The sequence below is a fragment of the Mesorhizobium sp. M8A.F.Ca.ET.218.01.1.1 genome (assembly GCF_004791165.1).
Taxonomy (GTDB): domain Bacteria; phylum Pseudomonadota; class Alphaproteobacteria; order Rhizobiales; family Rhizobiaceae; genus Mesorhizobium.
In genome coordinates this window covers 794399-815088 of the sequence record NZ_SRUZ01000001.1, presented here as the reverse complement: position 1 = coordinate 815088, position 20690 = coordinate 794399, and the positions used below count along the sequence as shown (strand labels likewise).

Genomic DNA, 20690 nt, shown 5'->3' with positions numbered 1-20690 from the left:
GTTTCGGCTGGCTCTCAAACACCTCGAAAATTAGCTGAAACATCCGCCGCGTCGTCATCCACGGGCGGAGCAGCCGCGAAGCGGCGTCGCGCAGACCCGAGGATCCATGCCGCGGCGTCAAGGCGCTGCCACGGTGCAGAATTCTGCTCCGTTGCACTTTACGGCGAAAGTCACGGAATGGGTCCTCGGGTCTGCGCTCCGCTTCGCGTCGCTCCGCCCGTGGATGACGAAGTCGCGGGCCTTCGGCCGATCCCGTAGCAACGCGACCGCCCCTCACTTGCCCGCCAGAATGTCCTTGATCAGCCTTTGGCAACGCTCGGCCATGAAGTCGAGCAATAGCCGCACCTTGGGATCCTGCAGCTTCTTGTGCGGATAGACGGCGGCGAACTGCACCGGCGTTGGCGGGGTGCTGGTCAGGATCACTTTCAGCCGCTGGTCGCGGATGAACGGCTCGACCTCGAAGCGCGGTTTGTTGATGATGCCGCGCCCCGACAGCGCCCAGCCGGTCAGCACGTCGCCATCATCGGTGTCATAGGGCCCATGCACCTCGAATTTCTGCGGGCCGGTGGGCGTTTGCAAGGTCCAGACATATTCGCGCGCGCCGGAATAGCGCAGCATCAGGCAGTCATGCTTCCTGCCGATCAGCTCCTGCGGCTCCGTCGGCTCGCCGCGCGCTTCCAGATATTTGGGTGCGGCGACCAGCACGCGCTCGCATTCCATGATGCCGCGCATCCTGAGGCTGGAATCCTCGATGATCCCTAACCGGAAGGCGACGTCGATGCCTTCCTTCATGATGTCGACATTGTGGTCCGAGAGCCTCAGCCGCACCTCGACGTCAGGGTATTTGTCGTGAAAATCGGGAATGCCCGACGCCACCAGCCGGCGCCCGAGGCCGAGCGGTGCGGTGACGCGGATGGTGCCACGCGGCTGGCCGGACAGCGCCGAGACGGCCGCTTCCGCCTCGGTGATCGCCTCCAGCACCTGCTTGGCGCCGGAATAGAAAACAGTGCCGTGCTCGGTCGGCATCAATTGCCGGGTGGTGCGGTTGAACAGCCGCACGCCGAGATGCTTCTCCAGTTCCTTGATGCGGTTGGAGGCGACCGCCGGCGAAATGCGCATGTCGCGGCCGGCCGCCGACAGATTGCCAAGCTCGACGACGCGGACAAAGACGGCGATGTTGTCGAGATAGGCCATGCGGATCGGCACCCTTCACCGGTTTGCGGTGATCAACCTAGTATTTTCCATTTTTTTTTGAAAGTCATCGTACACCTCGCCTCTTTTCGTTTGCGCCCCACACCGTAAAGTCATCGGATCGGCAGGGACGATTTCAATGATGGATTTCGCGATTTTCTGGGACTGGCTGAGCTTCGCCGTGCGCTGGCTGCACGTCGTTACCGGCATCGCCTGGATCGGCTCGTCCTTCTACTTCGTCGCGCTCGATCTTGGCCTGCGCCAGCGGCCCGGCATGCCGGTCGGCGCCTTCGGCGAGGAATGGCAGGTGCATGGCGGCGGCTTCTACCACATCCAGAAATACCTGGTGGCGCCGGCCGAGATGCCCGAGCACCTGACCTGGTTCAAATGGGAATCCTATGCCACCTGGCTGTCCGGCTTCGCCATGCTGTGCGTGGTCTATTACGCCGGAGCCGATCTGTTCCTGATCGATCCCAATGTGCTGCCGATGTCGGTGCCGGTGGGCATTCTGTTGTCGATGGCCACGATCGGCGTCGGCTGGGTGGTCTATGATCTCCTGTGCCGCTCGCCGCTTGGCAAAAGCGACACCGGCCTGATGCTGGTGCTCTATTGCGTGCTGGTCTTCATCGCCTGGGGGCTGACGCACCTGTTCACCGGCCGCGCCGCCTTCCTGCATCTGGGCGCGATCACCGCGACGATCATGTCGGCCAATGTCTTCATGGTCATCATTCCCAACCAGAAGATCGTCGTCGCCGACCTCATCGCCGGCCGCAAGCCTGATCCGAAATACGGCAAGATCGCCAAGCAGCGCTCGCTCCACAACAATTATTTGACGCTGCCGGTACTGTTCCTGATGCTGTCGAACCACTATCCGCTGGCATTCGGGACTGAGTTCAACTGGGTCATCGCCTCGCTGGTGTTCATCATCGGCGTCCTCATCCGCCACTATTTCAACACCGTGCACAAGCGTGCCGGCAACCCGCACTGGACGTGGCTCGGCGCCCTTGTCCTGTTCATCATCATCATCTGGCTGTCGACCGTGCCGAAGGTGCTGACCGGTGAACCGAAGGTGTCCGCCTCGGCGCAGGTCTATATCGCCTCGGCGCATTTCCCGGCGGTGCGCGACACCGTTCTCGGCCGCTGTTCGATGTGCCATGCGGCCGAGCCGGTCTATGAAGGCATCTATCATGCGCCCAAGGGCGTGATGCTCGACACCGACGCCGGCATCGCCGACCATGCCCGCGAGATCTATCTGCAGGCCGGCCGCAGCCACGCCATGCCGCCGGCTAATGTCAGCCAGATCACCGACAAGGAACGGGCGCTGCTGGTCGCCTGGTTCGAAGGCGCGGGGAAATAAGCATGACCTCGACACTTCTGCGCGGCCGCACCCTGTCCTTCGTGCGCTGGCCGCAAACCATCGACGATCACTCAGCCTGGCGCTACGAGGAGGATGGCGGCCTGCTGATAAGCGATGGCAGGATCGTTGCATCAGGCGCCTATGCCGATGTCGAGAAACAGGCCGGCGAGGGCGTCAAAAAGATCGACCATCGGCCGCATCTGCTGCTGCCGGGTTTTATCGATACGCATGTGCATTTCCCGCAGATGCAGGTCATCGCCTCCTATGGCGCCGAACTGCTCGACTGGCTGAACACCTACACCTTTCCCGAGGAAACCAAATTCGCCAACGCGCAGCATGGCCGCCGCATCGCGCGGCTGTTTCTTGATGAAACGGTGCGCCACGGCACAACGACGGTTGCCGCCTACTGTTCGGTGCACAAGGCCTCGGCGGAAGCCTTCTTCGCCGAGTCGCACGCGCGCGACATGCTCAACATCGCCGGCAAGGTGATGATGGACCGTAATGCGCCCGAAGGCGTGCTCGACACGCCGCAGACCGGCTATGACGACACCAAGGCGCTGATCAAGGAGTGGCACGGCAAGGGGCGGCAGCACTATGCCATAACGCCGCGCTTCGCCATCACCTCCTCGCCGGAGCAGATGGAGATGGCCGGCGCGCTGTGCCGCGAACATCCCGACCTGCACATGCAGACGCATCTGTCGGAAAATCACGGCGAGATCGCCTTCACGCAACAGCTTTATCCCTGGTCGCGCGACTACACCGACGTTTACGAGCACTATGGGCTGCTGGGCAAAAAGAGCCTTTTCGGCCACTGCATCCATCTGTCGGAGCGCGAGGCGGACGCGCTGGCGGACAGCGGTTCGGTGGCCGTGTTCTGTCCAACCTCGAACCTGTTCCTCGGCTCGGGCCTGTTCGACTACCAGCGCTTTCGCCGCCGCGACAAGCCGTTGCGCATCGCGGCCGCCACCGATGTCGGCGGCGGCACCAACTATTCGATGCTTCGCACCATGGACGAGGGCTACAAGGTGATCGCGCTGAACGGCGAGAAGCTCAACCCTTTCCAGTCCTTCTGGCAGATCACGCGCGGCAATGCCGAGGCGCTATCTGTCGTCGAGAAGATCGGCACGCTGGAGGAAGGCACCGATGCCGACATCGTCGTGCTCGATGCGAGGGCAACGCCGGCCATGCGGCTCAGGATGGAAACGGTCGAGACGCTGGCGCGGGAACTGTTCCTGCTGCAGACGCTGGGCGATGATCGAGCCGTGCGCGAGGTCTATGTCGCGGGGCGGGCGGCCAAGAGCGACATCGCAATTTAGCGCTGCGGTGTGTTGCCTGCTTGACCCGGCGGCAGCCATCGGTCAAAGCGTGCGGCGAAGTTGACAGGGGAACGACATATGACCGTTGCTGACGACATCACTCTGATCAAGAAACAGGAAGAGACCCTTGTCTTCACGGCCTTCGACGAGGCCGTCGCCTTCAAGCTCGGTTCGGCGATCCGTGACCGCGCGCTGGCTGAGAACCTGCCCGTCATCGTCGACATCAGGACTTTCGACCGGCCGCTCTTCTATGCCGCCATGCCGGGGTCGAATGCATCCAATCCCGACTGGGCGCGGCGCAAGATCAATGTTGTCAAGCGCTACCTCAAAAGCACCTACCGTCTGGTTCTGGAGCAGCAGCGTCCCGACCGCACCTTCAAGCTCGGCGAGGGGCTGGATATTGCGGACTACGTGCTGGCCGGCGGCGGCTTCCCGGTCGCGGTCAAGGGTGCCGGTGTCATCGGCGTGATCGCGGTGTCCGGCCTGCCGGAGCGCCAGGATCATGGCGTGGTGGTCGATGCGCTGTGCGATCACCTGGGCATAGACAGGCGCAAGCTGGCGTTGTCCGCGGACCCCGAATGACCGTGCCCGATCCCAAGGTTTTTCTTACCTCGATCTTCAATGCCGCCGTCGCCGCCGCCGATCCGGAGCGCACCATCCGCGACCATTTGCCGGCCAGACCCAGGGGCCGCACCATCGTCATCGGCGCCGGCAAAGGCTCGGCACAGATGGCGGCGGCCTTCGAGAAGGTCTGGGACGGCCTGATCGAAGGGCTGGTCGTCACCCGCTACGGCTATGGCGCCAGATGCGAGCGCATCGAGATCATCGAGGCCGCGCATCCGGTGCCGGACGCCGCCGGGCTCGAAGCCTCGCGGCGGCTGCTGGAGAAAGTGCAAGGGCTGACAGCGGACGACCTGGTCGTGGCGCTGATTTCCGGCGGCGGTTCGGCCCTGCTGCCGTCTCCGGCCGCCGGCCTGACGCTGGCCGACGAAATTGCCGTCAACGAGGCGCTGCTTGCTTCCGGCGCGCCGATCGCGGCGATGAACACCATCCGCAAGCATCTCTCCGCCATCAAGGGTGGCCGGCTGGCCGCTGCCGCATGGCCGGCCAAGGTGGTGTCGCTGGTTGTCTCCGACATCCCCGGCGACAATCCGGCCCTGGTGGCGTCCGGCCCGACCGTTCCCGACACTGGCAGCCGTGACGACGCGCTGGCCTCGATATCCGCCTATGGCATGAAACTGCCGGACACGGTCATGGCGCATATCCAGTCGCCGGCGGCCGACGCACCAGATCCCGACGATCAGCGCTTTGTGCGCAACGAGGTGCATCTGATCGCCTCGGCTGGCGTGTCACTGGAAGCGGCGGCGGCTGAAGCGAGGCGGCAAGGCGTCGAAGCCTTCATCCTCTCCGACGCCATCGAAGGCGAAGCACGCGAGGTCGGCGGCGTCCATGCGGCAATCGCCCGCGAAGTGGCGACGCGTAATCGGCCCTTCCAAAAGCCGGTGCTGATCCTTTCGGGTGGTGAGACCACCGTGACTTTGCGGGCAAAGGGCAAAGGTGGCCGCAATTCGGAATTCCTGCTCGCCTTCGCCATCGGCATCAATGGCGTAGAGGGTATTCACGCCTTTGCCGCGGATACCGACGGCATCGATGGCTCCGAAAACAATGCCGGCGCCTTCGCCGACGGTTCGACCGTTTCGCGCATGCGGGCGGCGGGTGTGGATGCCAAGGCGATGCTGGCCGGCAACAATGCCTGGACGGCCTTCAATGCCGTCGGCGATCTCTTCGTGCCCGGCCCGACCGGCACGAACGTCAATGATCTCAGGGCAATTCTCGTCCGTTAAAGGCTGGTGCGTCCCCTCTCCCAAACGCAAGCGCTGCCCCTCATCCGCCTGCCGGCACCTTCTCCCCGTATAGTGACGGGGAGAAGGAAGCTAACTGCGTCTTGGAGCTTTTTCTTGCAACGATGGTGATTGACGAAAGCGCAGGGCACAGCCCCTTTCTCCCCGTCACTACACGGGGAGAAATGTCCGGCAGGACAATGAGGGGCGGCGCCAACCGCTCGATCCTTATCCAGCGCTCGGACCTGATGGATCAAGTCGACATAAGCTTCCTCACCTGCTTCATATCCTGCAAAAACCGCTCGCGTTCGGCTTCTTTATCCGCGTGATCCCGGATGCGCAGGATGAAGGAGGGGTGGATGGTGATGAAGACGCGCAACCCGTCCTCGCGTTCGATCACCTGGCCGCGCATCTTGGTCACCGGGATCGCCTTGCCAAGCAGGGACAGCGCCGCCGTCGCGCCGAGCGCCACCGCAAGCTCCGGCTTGACCAGCTCGAATTCCCTGTCGATCCACCAGCGGCAGGCCTGAACCTCGCCGGCATTCGGCTTGGAATGGATGCGGCGTTTGCCCCGTGGCTCGAATTTGAAGTGCTTGACCGCGTTGGTGACATAGACCTCCAGGCGGTCGACACCGGCATCGTCCAAGATCGCATCGAACACCTTGCCCGCGGGGCCGACAAAAGGTTTGCCGGCGAGATCCTCCTGGTCGCCAGGCTGTTCGCCGACGAAGATCACCTTGGCATTGTCAGGTCCTTCGCCGAATACGGTCTGCGTCGCATCGCGCCAAAGCGGACAGCGGCGGCAGCCCTTCGCGGCTTCGCGCAACTCGGAAATCGTGTGCGCGGCATCGCCGTCAGGCGTTTCGGCTGGCTGATGCTTCGGCCAATGCTTTGCCTGCACCTTGGCGTGGTGCGGCGCGGGCGTTGTCGGCATTCTGGCAATCATATCCTTGGCGGCCTTGTCCGCTCCCGCGATCAAGTCAGGAATGAGCGAGGCCTCGGGAAGGTTCCGCCAATATTTCTTCGGCATCTCCTTCTGCATGGCTTTCACCTTCAGCCGCGCCGGATTGAAGATGTTCGCGAAGTAGGTCCGCCACAGCGCTTCGGTGTCGTCCTGGTCAGGCGCGTCGGTCTTGGCGGCGCCCGGTCCGATCGCTAGCCTTTCGCCATCCCAGTCGGCGGAGGCGTAAGGCGTCAGGATCGTCCAGCGCATGCCGGTAAAACGCCGGACGAAGAAATCCGCATTGCGCTCGACGATGAAATGGTCGGGCTCGAACCAGGCGACATAGCGTTCCTCCTCGCCATCGCCGATCTTCCGGAAGCGGACGAAGGCATGCATCTTGTGGCTATCGCGCCGCACCGCCTTTTCCATCGCCTCGAGCCGCCTGGTATCGGGATCCGATGCGATCGCCAGCAGCTTGGGCTCCGCACGCAGCCGCCACAACAGCCGGTAGAGGAAGGCGAAACGGCCGGGGTCGCAATGGCAGAAGGCGGTTTCAGTGTGATCGATGAAATCGCGCGGCACAACGAGCTGCGCGCCCTCGGGCACGTCAGGCAAATCGCTTTGCGGCCGGTCGGAACCGGCTGCGACATGCCAGCCGATATCCTCGGGTCTGACCTCATTCAGCGCCAGCCGTCGAGCCGCGTCGCGCCAGCCGGCGAAATCGGTCTGGCTTTCAAGCCAAACTGTGTAGCGGGCGAGGTCGAGCTCCGCTGGCAGCATGGTCAAAACAGCGCCAGTTGTTCGCAGGATCGCTCGATCTGGCCGCGCAGGCCGGCCTTGTCGGTGAGCGCACCTGGCGACCAGCCTTCGGCGATGATGAAGGGCCGTAGCTTGGCGATCGAATGGCAAATCCGCCCGACATCTTCCAGCCGCATCCGCCGGTGCCGGCGGGTCTGCAGGATTTTCGTCACCACCTTGGTGCCGAGGCCGGGCACTCGCAACAGCGTCTCACGGTCGGCGCGGTTGATGTCGACGGGAAACTGCCCCCGGTTGCGCAGCGCCCAGGCAAGCTTCGGGTCGATAGCGAGATCGAGCATGCCATCGCTGCTGCCGGCCAGGATTTCCGGTTGAGAAAATCCGTAGAAGCGCATCAGCCAGTCGGCTTGGTAGAGCCGGTGTTCACGCATCAGCGGCGGCTTCTGCAACGGCAGCGAAGACGAGGCATCGGGGATCGGACTGAAGGCCGAATAATAGACGCGCCGCAGGTGGTAACTGCCATAAAGCCGGGCGCTGGTGTGCAGGATGCCGTCGTCGGAGGTCTTGTCGGCACCGACGATCATCTGCGTCGACTGGCCGCCGGGCGCAAAGCGTTCGCGCTTTTTGGTCCGCAGCGTCGGCTCGGCCTTCTCCTCCATCTTCCGGCGCAGGTTGGCCATCGAGAGCCGGATTGTCTCCGGCCTCTTTTCCGGCGCCAGCTTCTTCACGCCCTCGTCGGTGGGCAATTCGATATTGATCGACAAGCGGTCCGCATAGAGCCCGGCCTGCTCCACCAGGTCCGCCGAACTTTCCGGAATGGTCTTCAGATGGATATAACCGGAGAATTTTTCCTCCAGCCGCAGCCGCCGCGCCACCTCGACCATTTCCCCCATGGTTTCATCAGGCGAGCGGATGACGCCCGAGGAGAGGAAAAGGCCTTCGATATAATTGCGCCGGTAGAAATCCATGGTCAGCTTCACCACCTCGTCGATGCCGAAGCGGGCGCGCCGGACATTCGACGACGAGCGGTTGATGCAATAGCTGCAGTCGTAGATGCAGAAATTGGTCAGCAGGATTTTCAGCAGCGAAATGCAGCGGCCGTCCGGCGCGTAGGAATGGCAGATGCCCATGCCTTCGGTGGAGCCGACGCCGCCGGACTTCAGCGAATCCTTTTTTGCGGAGCCCGATGAGGCGCAGGAGGCATCGTACTTGGCGGCGTCGGACAGGATTGCCAGTTTTTCACGGATGGTGAGAACACTCATTTGTTCATGATATGTTCTGATCAATCATCACGCCATCTCATTTGATGGTGACGGCGAAAAAGTGATCGCCGCCGGGTCGCCCAGCCGTCAGACTTCGTGCAGGTAGAGGTGATAGTCCAGTTCACTGACCGTGCGGGCCACGCGCAGGTATTCGGACTGCTTGATCGCAACGAAGGTGCGGTGCAGGTCCTCGCCGAGCGCGCCCTTTAGGAAACTGGACGCCCTGGCCGCTTCGATTGCCGCGCGCCAATCGGCTGGCATCGTCGTACGGGTGACGGCAGCCTCATAGCCATTGCCGGTCGTTTCGGGGCCCGGATCGAGCCCTTCGTCGAGGCCTTTGACGATGCCGGCGAGCACCGTCGCGGCGATCAGATAGGGATTGGCGTCGACGCCGGACGGCCGGTGCTCGATGCGCCGGTTTTTCGCATCGCCCGCCGGCACGCGCAGCGCCACCGAGCGGTTGTTGACGCCCCAGGTCGGCGCCACCGGTGCGTAGGATTGCGAGACGAAGCGGCGCCAGGAATTGGCGTGCGGCGCAAACACCAGCATCGATTCCGCCATGGTCTGGATCAGGCCGCCAAGGCCACGCAGCAGCGGCAGCGACCAGTTCTCGCCGGTGGCTTCCGAAAAGACGTTTCGGCCATCCTTGTCCTGCAGCGACACGTGGAAATGCATGCCGGAGCCGGCATATTTCTCGATCGGCTTGGCCATGAAGCAGGCGGTGACACCGTGACGGCGCGCCTGCGCCCGCACCAGCCGCTTCAGCATGACCAGATCGTCGGCCGCCCGCATCACGTCCTTGCGGTAGTTCAGCGTCAGCTCGTACTGGCCAGGCGCATATTCCGAGATCACCGTCTCGGCCGGAATGCCTTGCGCCTTGGCGGCGGCGTAAATGTCGGAGAACAGCGGCTCCATGCCATGCAGATGGTCGACGGAATAGACTTCGGTCTTGCCCGAGACGCGGCCATCGAGCACCGCGCGCGCCGGCTGCACCTTGCCATCGGCATCACGCTCATTGGCCAGCAGAAAAAACTCGAGTTCGAAGGCGCCGGCCGGATGGAGGCCCTTGGCAGCCAGTATGTCGACCTGCCGGGCGAGCGCCAGCCGCGGGTCCGACGACATTGGCTGGCCGTCGAGATGATACATAGCCATCAGCACCTGGCCGCGCGGCGGATTCGTACCGTAAAGCGGCACCAGCGTGCCGGGAATTGGCCAGGCCCGGAGATCGCCGTCGCCGCTGTCCCAGATCAGCCCGGTTTCGTGCACATCCTCGCCGGTGATGTCGAGGCCGAGGATGGAGATCGGCATATGCCGGCCGCCTTCGAAAATGCTTTTCAGCTCGTGCCGGCGCACGATCTTGCCGCGCCCGACGCCATTGGCGTCGGTCAGCACGATATCGAAGGCCTCGATCTCGGGATGGGCGTCGAGGAAGGCTTGCGCCTCGGTGGGCGTCGAGCCCGAAGGTGAAGTCATGATGGAACTCGGGTTGGCTTGAGGGGCTTGTCTCATGCCGCGAGCTTTGCCGCAACCGCGCCAAAGGCGCTGATCAGCCGGTTGACCTGGGCACCTGACGTCGCCGGCGAGATCAGCATCATGTTGTGGAAGGGTGCGATCAGCACGCCGCGATTGACCAGCGCGACATGGATGGCGGCTTCGAGTTCCGGCGCATGCGCACCCTCCGCCTCGGCGCCATTGCGCAGCGGACCGGGCGCGCAGATGAACTCGACACGGGCCCCGACACGGGCGACATGCCAGGGCAGGCGGTAACGGTCGATCACGCCGGTCAGCCCGGCATCGAGCCGGCGCGCCAGATGATCCATGCGGTCGTAATTCTCCTGCGTCATCACCTCCTCGAGCGTGGCGCGCATGGCGGCGAACTGCAGCGGGTTGGCCGACAGCGTCGTGCCCATGCCGGAATAGCCAGGCTCTTTCGTCCTGTTGTAGTCGGCATAGCGCGAAGCGACTTCATGGCTCATGCCCCAGACGCTCGCCGGCACGCCGCCGGCAATCGGCTTGCCCAGAACGAACAAGTCCGGCTCCAGCCCATATTTCCTGGTGTAACCGCCCGGGCCGGTCGAGATCGTATGCGTCTCGTCGATCAAAAGCAGCGTGCCGGCAGCACGGGTCAACTGTCGCAGCGCCTCGTGGTAGCCGGGATCGGCAAGCACCATGCAGGAATTGGTCAGCACCGGTTCGGCGATGACGCAAGCGACATCCCTGTCGTTGAGCGCGGCTTCCAGTGCGGCGACATCGTTGAACTCGATGACCTTGGCCGTGCGGGTCAGGTCGCGGAATTCGCCCGCCAGTCCTGGCCGGTTGACCTGGATACCGTCGATCAGCCGCACCATCGTCTCGTCCACCGAGCCGTGATAGCAGCCATTGAAGACCAGGATTTTCTCTCGTCCAGTGATGGCGCGGGCGACGCGCAGCGCGAAGCGGTTGGCGTCGGTCGCCGTCGTCGCGATCTGCCAGAACGGCAGGCCGAAGCGCTGCTGCAGCAGCGGTCCGATGGCCAGCGCATCTTCGGATGGCAGCATATAGGTCAGGCCGCGCCCGGCCTGGCGGCGAATGGCGCGTGCCACTGCCGGCGGCGAGTGGCCGAACATCGAGCCGGTGTCGCCGAGGCAGAAATCGTCGAGCCTGTTGCCGTCCACGTCGGTGATCGTGGCGCCCCTGGCGCTGTCCACCAGGATCGGAAACGGCGTCGGCCAGTCATTCATCCAGTGCATTGGTACGCCGCCGAAGAAGCCGGGCAGGCCGTTGCCGACCTTCGCCTGCGATTTCGGCCGCGCCTTGCGGAAGGCAGCCCCTTCCGTCTCACGCAAGTGCGCGATGCGGTCGCGGCTGATGCCGCCGATGGTCTTTGAACTATCGCTGCTGTGCATGAAAACCCCTCTGGCTCATTCCTCTTAGCCAATCCACCTCCGCAACGGCAATTGGCCGTGCGTCTGTTCTGCATTGGCTCAGCCCTTGCCGGCGGCGCTTGACGCTCCGTGCGAAGTCGGCGCCAATGTGGACGGCAATTGGGCAAGGGAAATGCGGACGATCATCTGCGTGACGATACTGTTCCTGTCGGCCGGCACGGCGTTCGCCACCGGCGGCATCTGGTGCTCAGTCGATGATCCACAGGTCAAATTCCAGGTCGATGCCGGCGTCACCACCGGGATGGGCGGCCCGACCTTCAATTTTCGCGGTGATCTCGAAATCAAGGCCAGGCCCGCCGGCGATCAGCTGCGAAAGACCATTTTTGAGAACTCCAACCTCACCCAGTACTGGCTGGATAACAAGGAACTGCGGCTGAACATCTACCATGAGCAGGAGGTGGCCAAGACCTACAGTTCGGTCGAACTGACGATCCTGACCAAGGGCAGCGACGAAGGCGTCTATGATGGAAACTACAAGCTCGCCGTCTATGACAGCACGGCCGACAAGGACAGCGATGGCAAGCCGGTCGATCTGACCGGCAAGGTTTCCTGCGGCGCCGAGTAATCCGCTGGTTCGAGACTTAGGCAGTGATGTCGATGACGCCGCAGTCGCCGGCGGCACTGCCGAAGGCGACGCGCCGTTCTTCCTTGTCCCACATCATCGCGGTGATGGCGCCCTTGCCCGGGCGCCGCAAAAGCACTTCCTTGGCGTCGGAAAAGCGCACGGCCATAACCATGCCGTCATCATAGCCGACGGCGACGACATCCTGGCTCGGGTGGCAAGCAACCGCCGTCACCATGGCGTTGCCGCGCGTGCCGAGTTCCAGCGGCGCCTTGCCCATCGGCCCGTCCTTGGCCGAAAACGGCCAGACGATCGCCGCCGGCGCGCCGGAACTGGCCAGCCACTTGCCTTTGACGCTCCACGACAGGCTTTTGACCTTGCCGGGATAGCCGCTCATGCGCATGTGCTTGCCGTCGGCGAGCTTCCAGCCATGCAGGGCGTTTTCCTGCATGGTGGTGACCAGAAAGGCGCCGTCCGGCGAGAAGGTGATGCCGGTGTGCGCGCCGGCCCATTCGAGTTCCACCGGCTTGCCTTCGGCGGCCGGGAAATGCAGCGTCGCGCCATTGTAGCGGGCGACGCCGAAGCGCATGCCCTTGGGCGAGAAGGCCAGCCCCTCGACGGAGCGCGGATGGGCAAATTCCCGGATCTTGCCATCGGCGAAGCGCACGAAGGCCGTCTTGCCCGTGGCATAGGCGATGGCGCCTTGCGGCCCGGCGGCAACGCTGGTGATCCATTTCTTGCCGGCGCTCGCCACCTCCCGGGTCTCACCGCCGGCTTTCACGGCAAACACCTTGCCGTCCTCGCCGCCGGTGATCAGCCGGTCGTTTGCCGCGTCATGGAAGGCCGCGAGCAGCCCATCATTGGCCTGCACGGTCTTGTGGCCATTGTCGAGCCGGTGGATAACGCCATCGGCCAGCGCGAAATGCGGCACATCGCCAAGGAAGACGGCGGCGACGCAATGGCCTTCGAGATCGAGCGGGGCGACTGTGGGCATGATTATCTTTGTTCAGCTAGATGACAGTACAGAGGCGGCTTACTCGACGTTTGCGGTTCCGGCAACCGGAGGATCAGCGAAGTGCGAGAGGCTGTCATCAAAGCAGCCCCTTCGCCCGCAGATCGGTTGCGAACGCCGCCAATGGCATCACCAGGGTCAGATTCGATCCTTGGAGGCGCTCGGCTCCGTAGCTGGCATACCATCTTGCGGCCCGCTCGCTCTTGGCATCGATCATGAGCAGGATTCCGCCACCTTCGCCGGCCAGTCGCAAGCAGCGCAATGCCGCGGCGGCAAGCAGCTGACTTCCGAGCCCCTGTCCGGCGACTCTGCGGTCGGTCGCCAGCCGGGCAAGTTTGAAGCCGGAAACCTCGTGCCGCGCCAAACCTCTCGTCATCGCCTCGGGCATGGCTTCACGAGCAACGGCTGAAGGTGCGATCGTATAGAAGCCGAGGATCTGCTCCAAAGCCGCATCGTCGATCGCACAGAAGGTCTTGGCGGCATTTTGTTCGTGGCTTTGCCGCGCGTACCGCCGCAGAAAATCGTTCATCTGCGCATCGCCGCAATCGAACGAGGCCCGATCATGGCGTTTCGCGATCGGCTCCTCGTGCCAGGACGGAAGTGTCACAGAGTATCCGGCAAGGCCGCGATCGCCGCTCGGAGCTTGGCATTTGGTTTCGGCGGGTTCTCCAACAGGTCGAGTATACGTGTGAAATCGCGGTCGGATACTTTCGCAACCTCGGCTGCTTCGATTACCGCCTGTGCTTCGGGAACCACCTTGTTGAGAATGAAGTCGGTAACGTCCTGATGAGACAGTGCGGCAGCGCGCGCGATCATCGCCTTCTGCGCAGGCGCGATGCGGATTTGATAGCGCTCAGTTTTATTGTCGGCCGACCTGGGCATCGGAAATCTCCTCAAACTCATGTACACATCCTATGTGTACATGAAGTCGACATCAACCCTTCAAGATCATCAATACGACTTTACGATGCCTGGCAGGCGTCAAAGCTCTTCTTCAGCCGTTCGGCGTCGAGTTCGCGGCCGATGAACACCAGCCGGCTCTCATGCTTTTCGCCGTCTTTCCAGGCGCGCTGGTGGTCGCCCTCGATGATCATGTGCACGCCCTGGATGACATAGCGCTCGTCATCGCCCTTGAGCGCGATGATGCCTTTCAGCCGCAGGATGTTGGGGCCTTCCATCTGAGTGATCTTCTCGATCCACGGGAAGAATTTCTTCGGGTCCATTTCGCCGCCGCGCAGCGACACCGACTGCACCGTCACGTCATGGATATCGGACGGATGCGCGTGATGGTGGTGGTCGTGCCCATCGTGGTCGTGATGATGATGGTCGTGATGATCATGATCGTGGTCATGGTGATCATGGTCGTCATGCGCCTCGAGGAAATGCGGGTCGTTTTCCAGCGCCCTGGACAGGTCGAAGGCACCGCGGTCGAGCACTTCCGACAGCGCCACGCCGGCGCGTGTCGTGCGGTGGATCCTGGCTGCCGGATTGATGGCGCGGATCGTCGCCTCGACCTTGGCGAGTTCTTCGGGGGTGACGAGGTCGGTCTTGTTGAGCACGACGACGTCAGCGAAGGCGATCTGGTCCTCGGCTTCCTTGGAATCCTTGAGCCGCAGCGGCAGGTGCTTGGCGTCGACCAGCGCCACCACGGCATCGAGCTTGGTCTTGGAGCGCACGTCGTCGTCCATGAAGAAGGTCTGCGCCACCGGCACTGGATCGGCGAGCCCGGTGGTTTCCACGACGATGGCGTCGAAGCGGCCGGGCCGCCGCATCAGGCCTTCGACGACGCGGATCAGGTCGCCCCGCACCGTGCAGCAGACGCAGCCATTGTTCATCTCGTAGATTTCCTCATCGGATTCCACGATCAGCTCGTTGTCGATGCCGATCTCGCCGAATTCGTTGACGATGACGGCGTAGCGCTTGCCGTGGTTCTCCGAAAGGATGCGGTTGAGCAGCGTAGTCTTGCCGGCGCCGAGATAGCCGGTGAGAACGGTTACGGGAATCTGCGTCTGTGCGTCGCTCATGGCTTGCCTCGAAATGACTGGGCCCTGAAATCCAGGCCGCGAAAAGGGATTGTCGGTTCCATATAGGATGTGCGCCGGGTTTTTGCACGGGCAAACCATCGGCCAAAAGACCGGCTGGGATTCGCCCTGACATCGTGGCCGCGAAAAGCCGTCGCCGCCCCCGGCGATGGAAGATCAAGGAGACGTCCTGTCCGGGGCCGCCGGTCGTGGGATCGCAGCCGCAGCGAATCCGTTCCCCGCCAAACTCGTTTGTCATCTAACTGAAATAAACATCTGGCATCACCACGGCGGACACCGCAATGCTTGCCGGCAAAGCTGTTTCGAATGCCGGAATCTTTCGATCGTCGATTGCCAACCGGCCGGCTGCGTCTATGCTGTGCGCACCGGTACGGCCGAAGAGGGATGACCATGGCCAAGGCGGACAAGACTGCAACGATGAGCCGGCTGCATTCAGCGGCAAGGCTGGCAAGGACCGCGCTGGCGGCACGGCTCCTGGCACATGGCTTCTACGCCGGCCAGGACCAGATCATGCTGGCGCTGGACCGTGAGGACGGCCAGACACCGGGCAATCTCGCCGGGCGTCTCGGCGTGCGCCCGCCGACCATCACCAAGACCATCAACCGGCTGCAGGCGCAGGGTTTTCTGGAAAAACGCGCGTCGGAATCCGATGCCCGCCAGGCGCATATCTTCCTCACCGATACCGGCCGTGAAACCATCCGCGCCATCGAGAAGTCGGTGAAGAAGACCGAAAAGCAAGCGTTGAAAGGCCTCGACAAGAAGGACCAGAAGGCGCTGTTCAAGCTGCTCGCCCGCATCGAGGCCAACCTCTCCAACGAGGAACTGGTGCTGATCGACGACGACGCCGAGTCGGACGACTGATCTCTTCGGCAATCAGGCTGCCGCGGCAGCTCCATGGATCAAGGACGACCAGCGTCCCGGTGTCATGCCGAACGCTTTCTTGAATTGCCTGTTGAAGTGGCTCTGGTCGCTGAAGCCGGCTTCGATCGCGATCTGCGCCAAGGGCTCGCCGGCGGCGATCATCCTGCGTGCGCGCTGAAGCCGGCGCATCACCAGGAAACGATGCGGACTGGTCGAGAAGGCCGCGCGGAAATGTCTCGACAGGGCATAGCGGTCGAGACCCGTGACGGCTTCCAACTCGTCAGAGCGCACGGGCCGGTCGAGGTTTTCCGTCAGATACTCACGCGCCAGCGCCGCCGCCCGTCGCGCCGTCCCGGCTATCGGCTTTGCCGGCTGGCCGGCATGCCGGGCCAGGCTTTGCATCAGCTGGGCCAGGAAGTCGTCGACGAACAGCTCGTCGAGTTCCTGCTCCAACGGCCCGAGCGCCGAAAGGAGCGTCGCGCAGAAGGCATCGTCCGTCACCACCCCGTCCCCGACGAACGGCAGCGCCGTGCCGCCGAGACAGTCGAGCATCAGTGACGGCTCGAGATAGAGCATCCTGTAGCGCAGGCCTTCCTCGGTGCCCGCGCCGCCATCGTGCAATTCGTCGGGATGCAGCACGATGACCTGGCCAGGCAGGCTCAGCCGTGCCGCGCCGCGATAGCGGAAGGTCTGCACGCCGCGCAGCGTCACCCCGATCGCATAGGTGTCGTGGCGATGCGGGTCGAAGGCGCTGCCGTGAAACCGGGCCTCGATACGCTCCATCCCGGCGGGATCGGGAGCCGAGATAATGCAGTTTTCGGCGGCATCGGCGCACAAACGTCCAAGACCCTCGAAGGCCTGGCGGTCTAGTTCGAACGACATCGTCTCCTTCTCAGCCTCGCTATCGGGGCCTAACCTCGAATGGCCATTTTGTCATGTTCGATACGAAATTTGCAATCGTACTGCGAGAAGACTTGCCCGTCTGGCAGAAACTCAACGTCACCGCCTTCCTGACCAGCGGCATCGTCGCGCAATTCCCCGACATCATCGGCGAGCCCTATCGCGACCGCGCCGGCAATCTCTACAATCCGCTGTCGATCCAGCCGGTTATCGTGCTCTCGGTCGACCAGGCGACGCTCGGTGCGATCCACCGGCGTGTGCTGGAACGCGGCGTGACGACCTCGCTCTATGTCGAGGAGATGTTTTCCACCGGCTTCGACGCCGCCAACCGCGCCGTGTTTGCCGAATTCGCGCCCGAAGACGCCAAGGTGGTCGGCATCGCGCTGCGCGCCGAGAAGAAGGTTGTCGACAAGATCACCAAGGGCGCCCGCATGCACACATAGCGCCCGCGGACTAAGCCTGGCGGCGGCTGTTGTTGTACCAGCGACCCCAGGCGCGGCAGCGGGCGACAATTGGCTTGCCGGCAAGCGACAATTCCCGCAAAGGTGGGCTCCAGCCCAGCTTTTCCCCGGCCTGCACGTGAATCCTTCCCAAAGACAGTCAGAAAGCGCGACGCCGCCGGTGGCGATCCTGTGCATGCTGACCACCTATGTCTTCTTCACCTTCCTCGACACCTCAAGCAAATATCTCGTCCTGGCCGGCGTCTCCGTCCTGATCGTCGCCTGGGTGCGCTTCGCCGTGCATGTCGTGCTGGTTGGGGCGCTGCTGCGGGGCTGGCGCGAGCCGGCGCGGTTTCGCCCGGTCAACCTGCCGGCGCATGTGATGCGCGGCGCCTTCCTGTTCGGCTCGACCATGTTCAACGTCCTGGCGCTGCGGTCCCTGCAGCTGGCCGAGACGACGTCGATCTATTTCTTCGGGCCGATGGTGATCACCGCTCTTGCCGGCCCGCTGCTCGGCGAATGGGCCGGCTGGCGGCGCTGGCTGGCGATCCTGGCTGCTTTCGCCGGGGTCCTGATCATCACGAGGCCAGGTGTCGGCGTTTTCGGCATCGGACATCTTTTCGCGCTCGGCTCGATGCTGTCGAACTGCTTCTATGTCATCATGACGCGACGCATGTCGGCCACCGAGACCTCGGAAAGCCTGATCCTGTTCTCGGCGCTGGCGCCGGCGGTGCTGCTGTTGCCCATGCTGCCGTTTTCCTTCTCTCTGCCGCACGATGGCTGGCACTGGTTCGTCTTGCTCATGCTCGGCGTGTTCGGCGGCGTCGGCCACTGGCTGCTGGTCCAGGCCTATCGGCGGGCAACGACCACGGCGCTCGCCCCCTATCCCTATTCGCAGATGGTGTGGATGATCCTTTCCGGCTGGCTTGTCTTCAAGCAGTTCCCCGACCGCTGGACGCTGGTCGGCGCCGCCATCATCGTCGCCAGCGGCCTCTACATCGTCCATCGCGAACACCGGCTTCGGCTGCGCAGCCGCGCCGCCTCGGATGTCGAGGCCGAGGCGCTGGCAAAAAAACTTTGATTTGGCCCCGATCGATGGCATAAGGCCGCCCTTAAACAGTTTAAAAAACGACGGGGAGCGAAAGCCTGGCACAGAAGATCAAGCTGTCGACGATCGCGGATGCGCTTGGCGTGTCCACGGCCACCGTGTCGCTGGCACTGCGCGACAGCCCGCTGGTTGCCGGCTCGACGCGCGACCGCATCAAGGAACATGCGCGCGCCATCGGCTATATCTACAACCGCCGCGCCGCCAGCCTGCGCACCTCGCGCTCGGGCATTGTCGGTGTCGTCGTGCACGACATCATGAACCCGTTCTTCGCCGAGATCCTGCGCTCGATCGAGAGCGAGCTCGACCGCAGCCGGCAGACCTTCATCCTGTCCAATCACTATGATCAGCTCGAAAAGCAGCGCACCTTCATCGATACGCTGCTGCAGCTCGGCGCCGACGGCGTCATCATGTCACCGGCCATCGGCACGCCCGCGTCCGACATCGTCATGGCTGAGGAGAACGGCCTGCCGGCGGTGCTGATCGCACGCACCGTCGAGGGCGCCGACGTGCCGGTGTTTCGCGGCGACGACTCTTATGGAACAGGCCTCGCCACCAACCATCTGATCTCGCTCGGCCACAAGCGCATCGCCATGATCGGCGGCACCGACCAGACCTCGACCGGCCGCGATCGCTACCAGGGCTATGTCAACGCCATGGAGGCGGCGGGGCTCGAAGTCAGATCGTCCTGGCGCATCGCCGGTCCGCGCACCAAGCAGGCGGGTTTCGAGGCCGCGGGGCAATTCCTGGCGCTGAAGGACAGGCCGACCGCCGCCTGCTGCTGGAACGACCTCGTCGCCATCGGCCTGATGAACGGCATTGCGCGCGCCGGCCTGGTGCCGGGCATCGACATCTCCGTCACCGGCTATGACGATCTCGAGGAGGCGGCGATCGCCACGCCGGCGCTGACCACCGTCTGGAACGGCCAGCGCGAGGTTGGCCGCCGCGCCGCCAGCGCGCTGCTCGACAAGCTCAACGGCCAGACGGTGCGGCCCTCGCAGGAATTGATCAAGCCGGAACTGCATGTGCGCCAGTCGACCGGCAAGCCGGTGGAGCGTGCATGACCAGGGCCGAAGATCTGCAAGCCGTTGCCATTCTGGTGCCGGCGGATTTCAGCGGCCATGCCGCCGATCGCATCGACCGGACATTCAGGCGCGTCGGGATCGAGCGTACCGATCCGGCGCTGGTCACCGAGGAGATGCGCCGCACCGTACGTGGCATCGCTTCCTTTGCCGGCATCAGCGCGGCGATGATGGATGCGTTGCCAAATCTCGAACTCATCGCTTCTTTCGGCGTCGGCTACGATTCCGTCGATGTCGGCCATGCGGCGGCGAAGAACATCATGGTCACCAACACGCCCGACGTGCTGACCGAGGAGGTCGCCGACACCGCGATCGGGCTGCTGATCAACACGGTGCGCGACCTGCCGCGCGCCGAGACCTGGCTGCGTGACGGCAGTTGGATGCGCAAGGGCAACTATCCCCTGAGCCGGCTCACCTTGCGCGCGCGCCGCGTCGGCATTTTCGGCATGGGCCGCATCGGGCAGGCCATTGCCCGGCGGCTGGAGGCCTTCGGCCTGCCGGTCGCTTACCACAACCGGCGTCGTGTCGAAGGCCTTGCCTACCAGTACCATCCGACGTTGAAGGGCTTGGCCGAGGCGGTCGATACGCTGATTTCGGTGGCGCCCGGCGGAGCTTCGACGCAGAAAGCGGTCAATGCCGAGATCCTGTCGGCACTCGGCGCGAATGGCGTCTTCGTCAACATCGGCCGCGGCAGCACGGTCGACGAAGCGGCCCTCGCGGCCGCCCTTGCCGACGGCACCATTGCCGCCGCCGGGCTCGATGTCTTCGCCGACGAGCCGAATGTTCCCAAGGCGTTGCTCGACTTGCCAAACACCTCTCTGCTGCCGCATGTCGGCTCGGCTTCGGAGCACACACGCCGCGCCATGGCGGATCTCTGCGTCGACAATCTGGTGTCCTGGTTCACCGAGCGCCGCCCGCTGACGCCGGTGCCGGAGACGGTCAATGTGAAGGCCAGGATCTAGCAAGATAGGCCGCAATAGGCGGCGAAACGTGGCCGATCTGCAACGGCAGGCTGGAAATCGGCGCCTGACGGGCACAGAGTATCTTGATCTACAGCTGAAGCCGAGTACTTTGCCGGCATCAACGAGCGGGGCGC

At 63.6% G+C, this 20690-nt stretch carries 20 protein-coding genes; 10 read left to right on the top strand and 10 right to left on the bottom strand.

What is annotated here, in order from left to right:
- Positions 1 to 273: 273 nt before the first annotated feature.
- Complete coding sequence (locus tag EN861_RS03855) at positions 274 to 1194, bottom strand: LysR family transcriptional regulator (protein WP_127872927.1); 921 nt, start codon at positions 1192 to 1194, stop codon at positions 274 to 276.
- A 136-nt stretch (positions 1195 to 1330) separates the two neighbouring features.
- Here EN861_RS03855 and EN861_RS03850 point away from each other — a divergent pair, with 136 nt between their 5' ends.
- From EN861_RS03850 to EN861_RS03835, 4 genes are all read left to right on the top strand, one after another.
- The gene (locus EN861_RS03850; protein ID WP_127279466.1) at positions 1331 to 2548 is read left to right on the top strand and encodes a urate hydroxylase PuuD; all 1218 of its coding nucleotides are present in this window, start codon (positions 1331 to 1333) and stop codon (positions 2546 to 2548) included.
- A 2-nt stretch (positions 2549 to 2550) separates the two neighbouring features.
- The gene (guaD, locus tag EN861_RS03845) at positions 2551 to 3864 is read left to right on the top strand and encodes a guanine deaminase (RefSeq protein WP_127872928.1); all 1314 of its coding nucleotides are present in this window, start codon (positions 2551 to 2553) and stop codon (positions 3862 to 3864) included.
- A gap of 78 nt (positions 3865 to 3942) precedes the next feature.
- Positions 3943 to 4446, top strand: coding sequence for a heme-degrading domain-containing protein (locus tag EN861_RS03840; protein ID WP_127279464.1), 504 nt, complete (start codon positions 3943 to 3945; stop codon positions 4444 to 4446).
- Positions 4443 to 5708: a glycerate kinase gene (locus EN861_RS03835; RefSeq protein WP_135862455.1), complete on the top strand. Its 1266-nt coding sequence runs from the start codon at positions 4443 to 4445 to the stop codon at positions 5706 to 5708. The genes EN861_RS03840 and EN861_RS03835 overlap by 4 nt, the downstream gene beginning before the upstream one ends.
- A gap of 250 nt (positions 5709 to 5958) precedes the next feature.
- On the opposite strand, the gene EN861_RS03830 is transcribed toward EN861_RS03835, so the two are convergent.
- The 4 genes from EN861_RS03830 to EN861_RS03815 all read right to left on the bottom strand — a co-directional run bounded on the left by EN861_RS03830 (position 5959) and on the right by EN861_RS03815 (position 11551).
- Positions 5959 to 7428, bottom strand: coding sequence for a UdgX family uracil-DNA binding protein (locus EN861_RS03830; RefSeq protein WP_135862453.1), 1470 nt, complete (start codon positions 7426 to 7428; stop codon positions 5959 to 5961).
- 2 nt (positions 7429 to 7430) lie between these two features.
- A complete protein-coding gene (locus EN861_RS03825; RefSeq protein WP_127280646.1) occupies positions 7431 to 8666 on the bottom strand; it encodes a putative DNA modification/repair radical SAM protein in 1236 nt (411 codons plus the stop codon).
- An 87-nt stretch (positions 8667 to 8753) separates the two neighbouring features.
- Entirely contained in the window at positions 8754 to 10139 is a 1386-nt protein-coding gene (locus EN861_RS03820; RefSeq protein WP_127278010.1) for a glutamine synthetase family protein, read from the bottom strand.
- 32 nt (positions 10140 to 10171) lie between these two features.
- Positions 10172 to 11551, bottom strand: coding sequence for an aspartate aminotransferase family protein (locus EN861_RS03815; protein WP_135862451.1), 1380 nt, complete (start codon positions 11549 to 11551; stop codon positions 10172 to 10174).
- Positions 11552 to 11702: 151 nt separating this feature from the next.
- Here EN861_RS03815 and EN861_RS03810 point away from each other — a divergent pair, with 151 nt between their 5' ends.
- Positions 11703 to 12155, top strand: a complete 453-nt coding sequence (locus EN861_RS03810) for a hypothetical protein (protein ID WP_135862449.1) — start codon at positions 11703 to 11705, stop codon at positions 12153 to 12155.
- A 16-nt stretch (positions 12156 to 12171) separates the two neighbouring features.
- Here the strand turns inward: EN861_RS03810 and EN861_RS03805 are convergent, their stop codons facing one another.
- The 4 genes from EN861_RS03805 to EN861_RS03790 all read right to left on the bottom strand — a co-directional run bounded on the left by EN861_RS03805 (position 12172) and on the right by EN861_RS03790 (position 15188).
- Positions 12172 to 13146: a WD40 repeat domain-containing protein gene (locus EN861_RS03805; protein ID WP_135862448.1), complete on the bottom strand. Its 975-nt coding sequence runs from the start codon at positions 13144 to 13146 to the stop codon at positions 12172 to 12174.
- A 97-nt stretch (positions 13147 to 13243) separates the two neighbouring features.
- Positions 13244 to 13771, bottom strand: a complete 528-nt coding sequence (locus tag EN861_RS03800) for a GNAT family N-acetyltransferase (RefSeq protein ID WP_135862447.1) — start codon at positions 13769 to 13771, stop codon at positions 13244 to 13246.
- The gene (locus EN861_RS03795) at positions 13768 to 14046 is read right to left on the bottom strand and encodes a DUF1778 domain-containing protein (protein ID WP_027142795.1); all 279 of its coding nucleotides are present in this window, start codon (positions 14044 to 14046) and stop codon (positions 13768 to 13770) included. The genes EN861_RS03800 and EN861_RS03795 overlap by 4 nt, the downstream gene beginning before the upstream one ends.
- 80 nt (positions 14047 to 14126) lie before the next feature.
- The gene (locus EN861_RS03790) at positions 14127 to 15188 is read right to left on the bottom strand and encodes a GTP-binding protein (RefSeq protein ID WP_135862446.1); all 1062 of its coding nucleotides are present in this window, start codon (positions 15186 to 15188) and stop codon (positions 14127 to 14129) included.
- Positions 15189 to 15596: 408 nt separating this feature from the next.
- On the opposite strand from EN861_RS03790, the gene EN861_RS03785 reads away from it, so the two are divergent.
- Positions 15597 to 16067, top strand: a complete 471-nt coding sequence (locus tag EN861_RS03785; protein ID WP_127278016.1) for a MarR family winged helix-turn-helix transcriptional regulator — start codon at positions 15597 to 15599, stop codon at positions 16065 to 16067.
- 12 nt (positions 16068 to 16079) lie between these two features.
- Here the strand turns inward: EN861_RS03785 and EN861_RS03780 are convergent, their stop codons facing one another.
- The gene (locus tag EN861_RS03780) at positions 16080 to 16949 is read right to left on the bottom strand and encodes an AraC family transcriptional regulator (RefSeq protein WP_135862442.1); all 870 of its coding nucleotides are present in this window, start codon (positions 16947 to 16949) and stop codon (positions 16080 to 16082) included.
- Positions 16950 to 17002: 53 nt separating this feature from the next.
- Between EN861_RS03780 and EN861_RS03775 the strand changes: the two genes are divergently transcribed.
- The 4 genes from EN861_RS03775 (at position 17003) to EN861_RS03760 (ending at position 20556) form a co-directional block, all read left to right on the top strand.
- Positions 17003 to 17410 carry a DUF2000 family protein gene (locus EN861_RS03775; RefSeq protein ID WP_135862440.1) on the top strand — a complete coding sequence of 136 codons (408 nt, stop codon included), beginning with the start codon at positions 17003 to 17005 and terminating at the stop codon, positions 17408 to 17410.
- Positions 17411 to 17603: 193 nt separating this feature from the next.
- Complete coding sequence (locus tag EN861_RS03770) at positions 17604 to 18488, top strand: DMT family transporter (protein WP_189343547.1); 885 nt, start codon at positions 17604 to 17606, stop codon at positions 18486 to 18488.
- Positions 18489 to 18553: 65 nt separating this feature from the next.
- Positions 18554 to 19576 carry a LacI family DNA-binding transcriptional regulator gene (locus EN861_RS03765; RefSeq protein ID WP_127278020.1) on the top strand — a complete coding sequence of 341 codons (1023 nt, stop codon included), beginning with the start codon at positions 18554 to 18556 and terminating at the stop codon, positions 19574 to 19576.
- Positions 19573 to 20556 carry a 2-hydroxyacid dehydrogenase gene (locus EN861_RS03760; RefSeq protein WP_135862435.1) on the top strand — a complete coding sequence of 328 codons (984 nt, stop codon included), beginning with the start codon at positions 19573 to 19575 and terminating at the stop codon, positions 20554 to 20556. Before EN861_RS03765 ends, EN861_RS03760 begins: the two co-directional genes overlap by 4 nt.
- Positions 20557 to 20690: the final 134 nt, after the last annotated feature.

Coding starts and splice junctions, on each gene's coding strand:
- EN861_RS03825 (WP_127280646.1), bottom strand. CDS start 8,666: ATGAGTGTTCTCACCATCCGTGAAAAACTGGCAATCCTGTCCGACGCC.
- EN861_RS03830 (WP_135862453.1), bottom strand. CDS start 7,428: ATGCTGCCAGCGGAGCTCGACCTCGCCCGCTACACAGTTTGGCTTGAA.
- EN861_RS03770 (WP_189343547.1), top strand. CDS start 17,604: ATGCTGACCACCTATGTCTTCTTCACCTTCCTCGACACCTCAAGCAAA.
- EN861_RS03835 (WP_135862455.1), top strand. CDS start 4,443: ATGACCGTGCCCGATCCCAAGGTTTTTCTTACCTCGATCTTCAATGCC.
- EN861_RS03840 (WP_127279464.1), top strand. CDS start 3,943: ATGACCGTTGCTGACGACATCACTCTGATCAAGAAACAGGAAGAGACC.
- EN861_RS03760 (WP_135862435.1), top strand. CDS start 19,573: ATGACCAGGGCCGAAGATCTGCAAGCCGTTGCCATTCTGGTGCCGGCG.
- EN861_RS03795 (WP_027142795.1), bottom strand. CDS start 14,046: ATGCCCAGGTCGGCCGACAATAAAACTGAGCGCTATCAAATCCGCATC.
- EN861_RS03775 (WP_135862440.1), top strand. CDS start 17,003: ATGTTCGATACGAAATTTGCAATCGTACTGCGAGAAGACTTGCCCGTC.
- EN861_RS03815 (WP_135862451.1), bottom strand. CDS start 11,551: ATGCACAGCAGCGATAGTTCAAAGACCATCGGCGGCATCAGCCGCGAC.
- EN861_RS03820 (WP_127278010.1), bottom strand. CDS start 10,139: ATGACTTCACCTTCGGGCTCGACGCCCACCGAGGCGCAAGCCTTCCTC.
- EN861_RS03805 (WP_135862448.1), bottom strand. CDS start 13,146: ATGCCCACAGTCGCCCCGCTCGATCTCGAAGGCCATTGCGTCGCCGCC.
- EN861_RS03790 (WP_135862446.1), bottom strand. CDS start 15,188: ATGAGCGACGCACAGACGCAGATTCCCGTAACCGTTCTCACCGGCTAT.
- EN861_RS03855 (WP_127872927.1), bottom strand. CDS start 1,194: ATGGCCTATCTCGACAACATCGCCGTCTTTGTCCGCGTCGTCGAGCTT.
- guaD (WP_127872928.1), top strand. CDS start 2,551: ATGACCTCGACACTTCTGCGCGGCCGCACCCTGTCCTTCGTGCGCTGG.
- EN861_RS03780 (WP_135862442.1), bottom strand. CDS start 16,949: ATGTCGTTCGAACTAGACCGCCAGGCCTTCGAGGGTCTTGGACGTTTG.
- EN861_RS03785 (WP_127278016.1), top strand. CDS start 15,597: ATGGCCAAGGCGGACAAGACTGCAACGATGAGCCGGCTGCATTCAGCG.
- EN861_RS03850 (WP_127279466.1), top strand. CDS start 1,331: ATGATGGATTTCGCGATTTTCTGGGACTGGCTGAGCTTCGCCGTGCGC.
- EN861_RS03810 (WP_135862449.1), top strand. CDS start 11,703: ATGCGGACGATCATCTGCGTGACGATACTGTTCCTGTCGGCCGGCACG.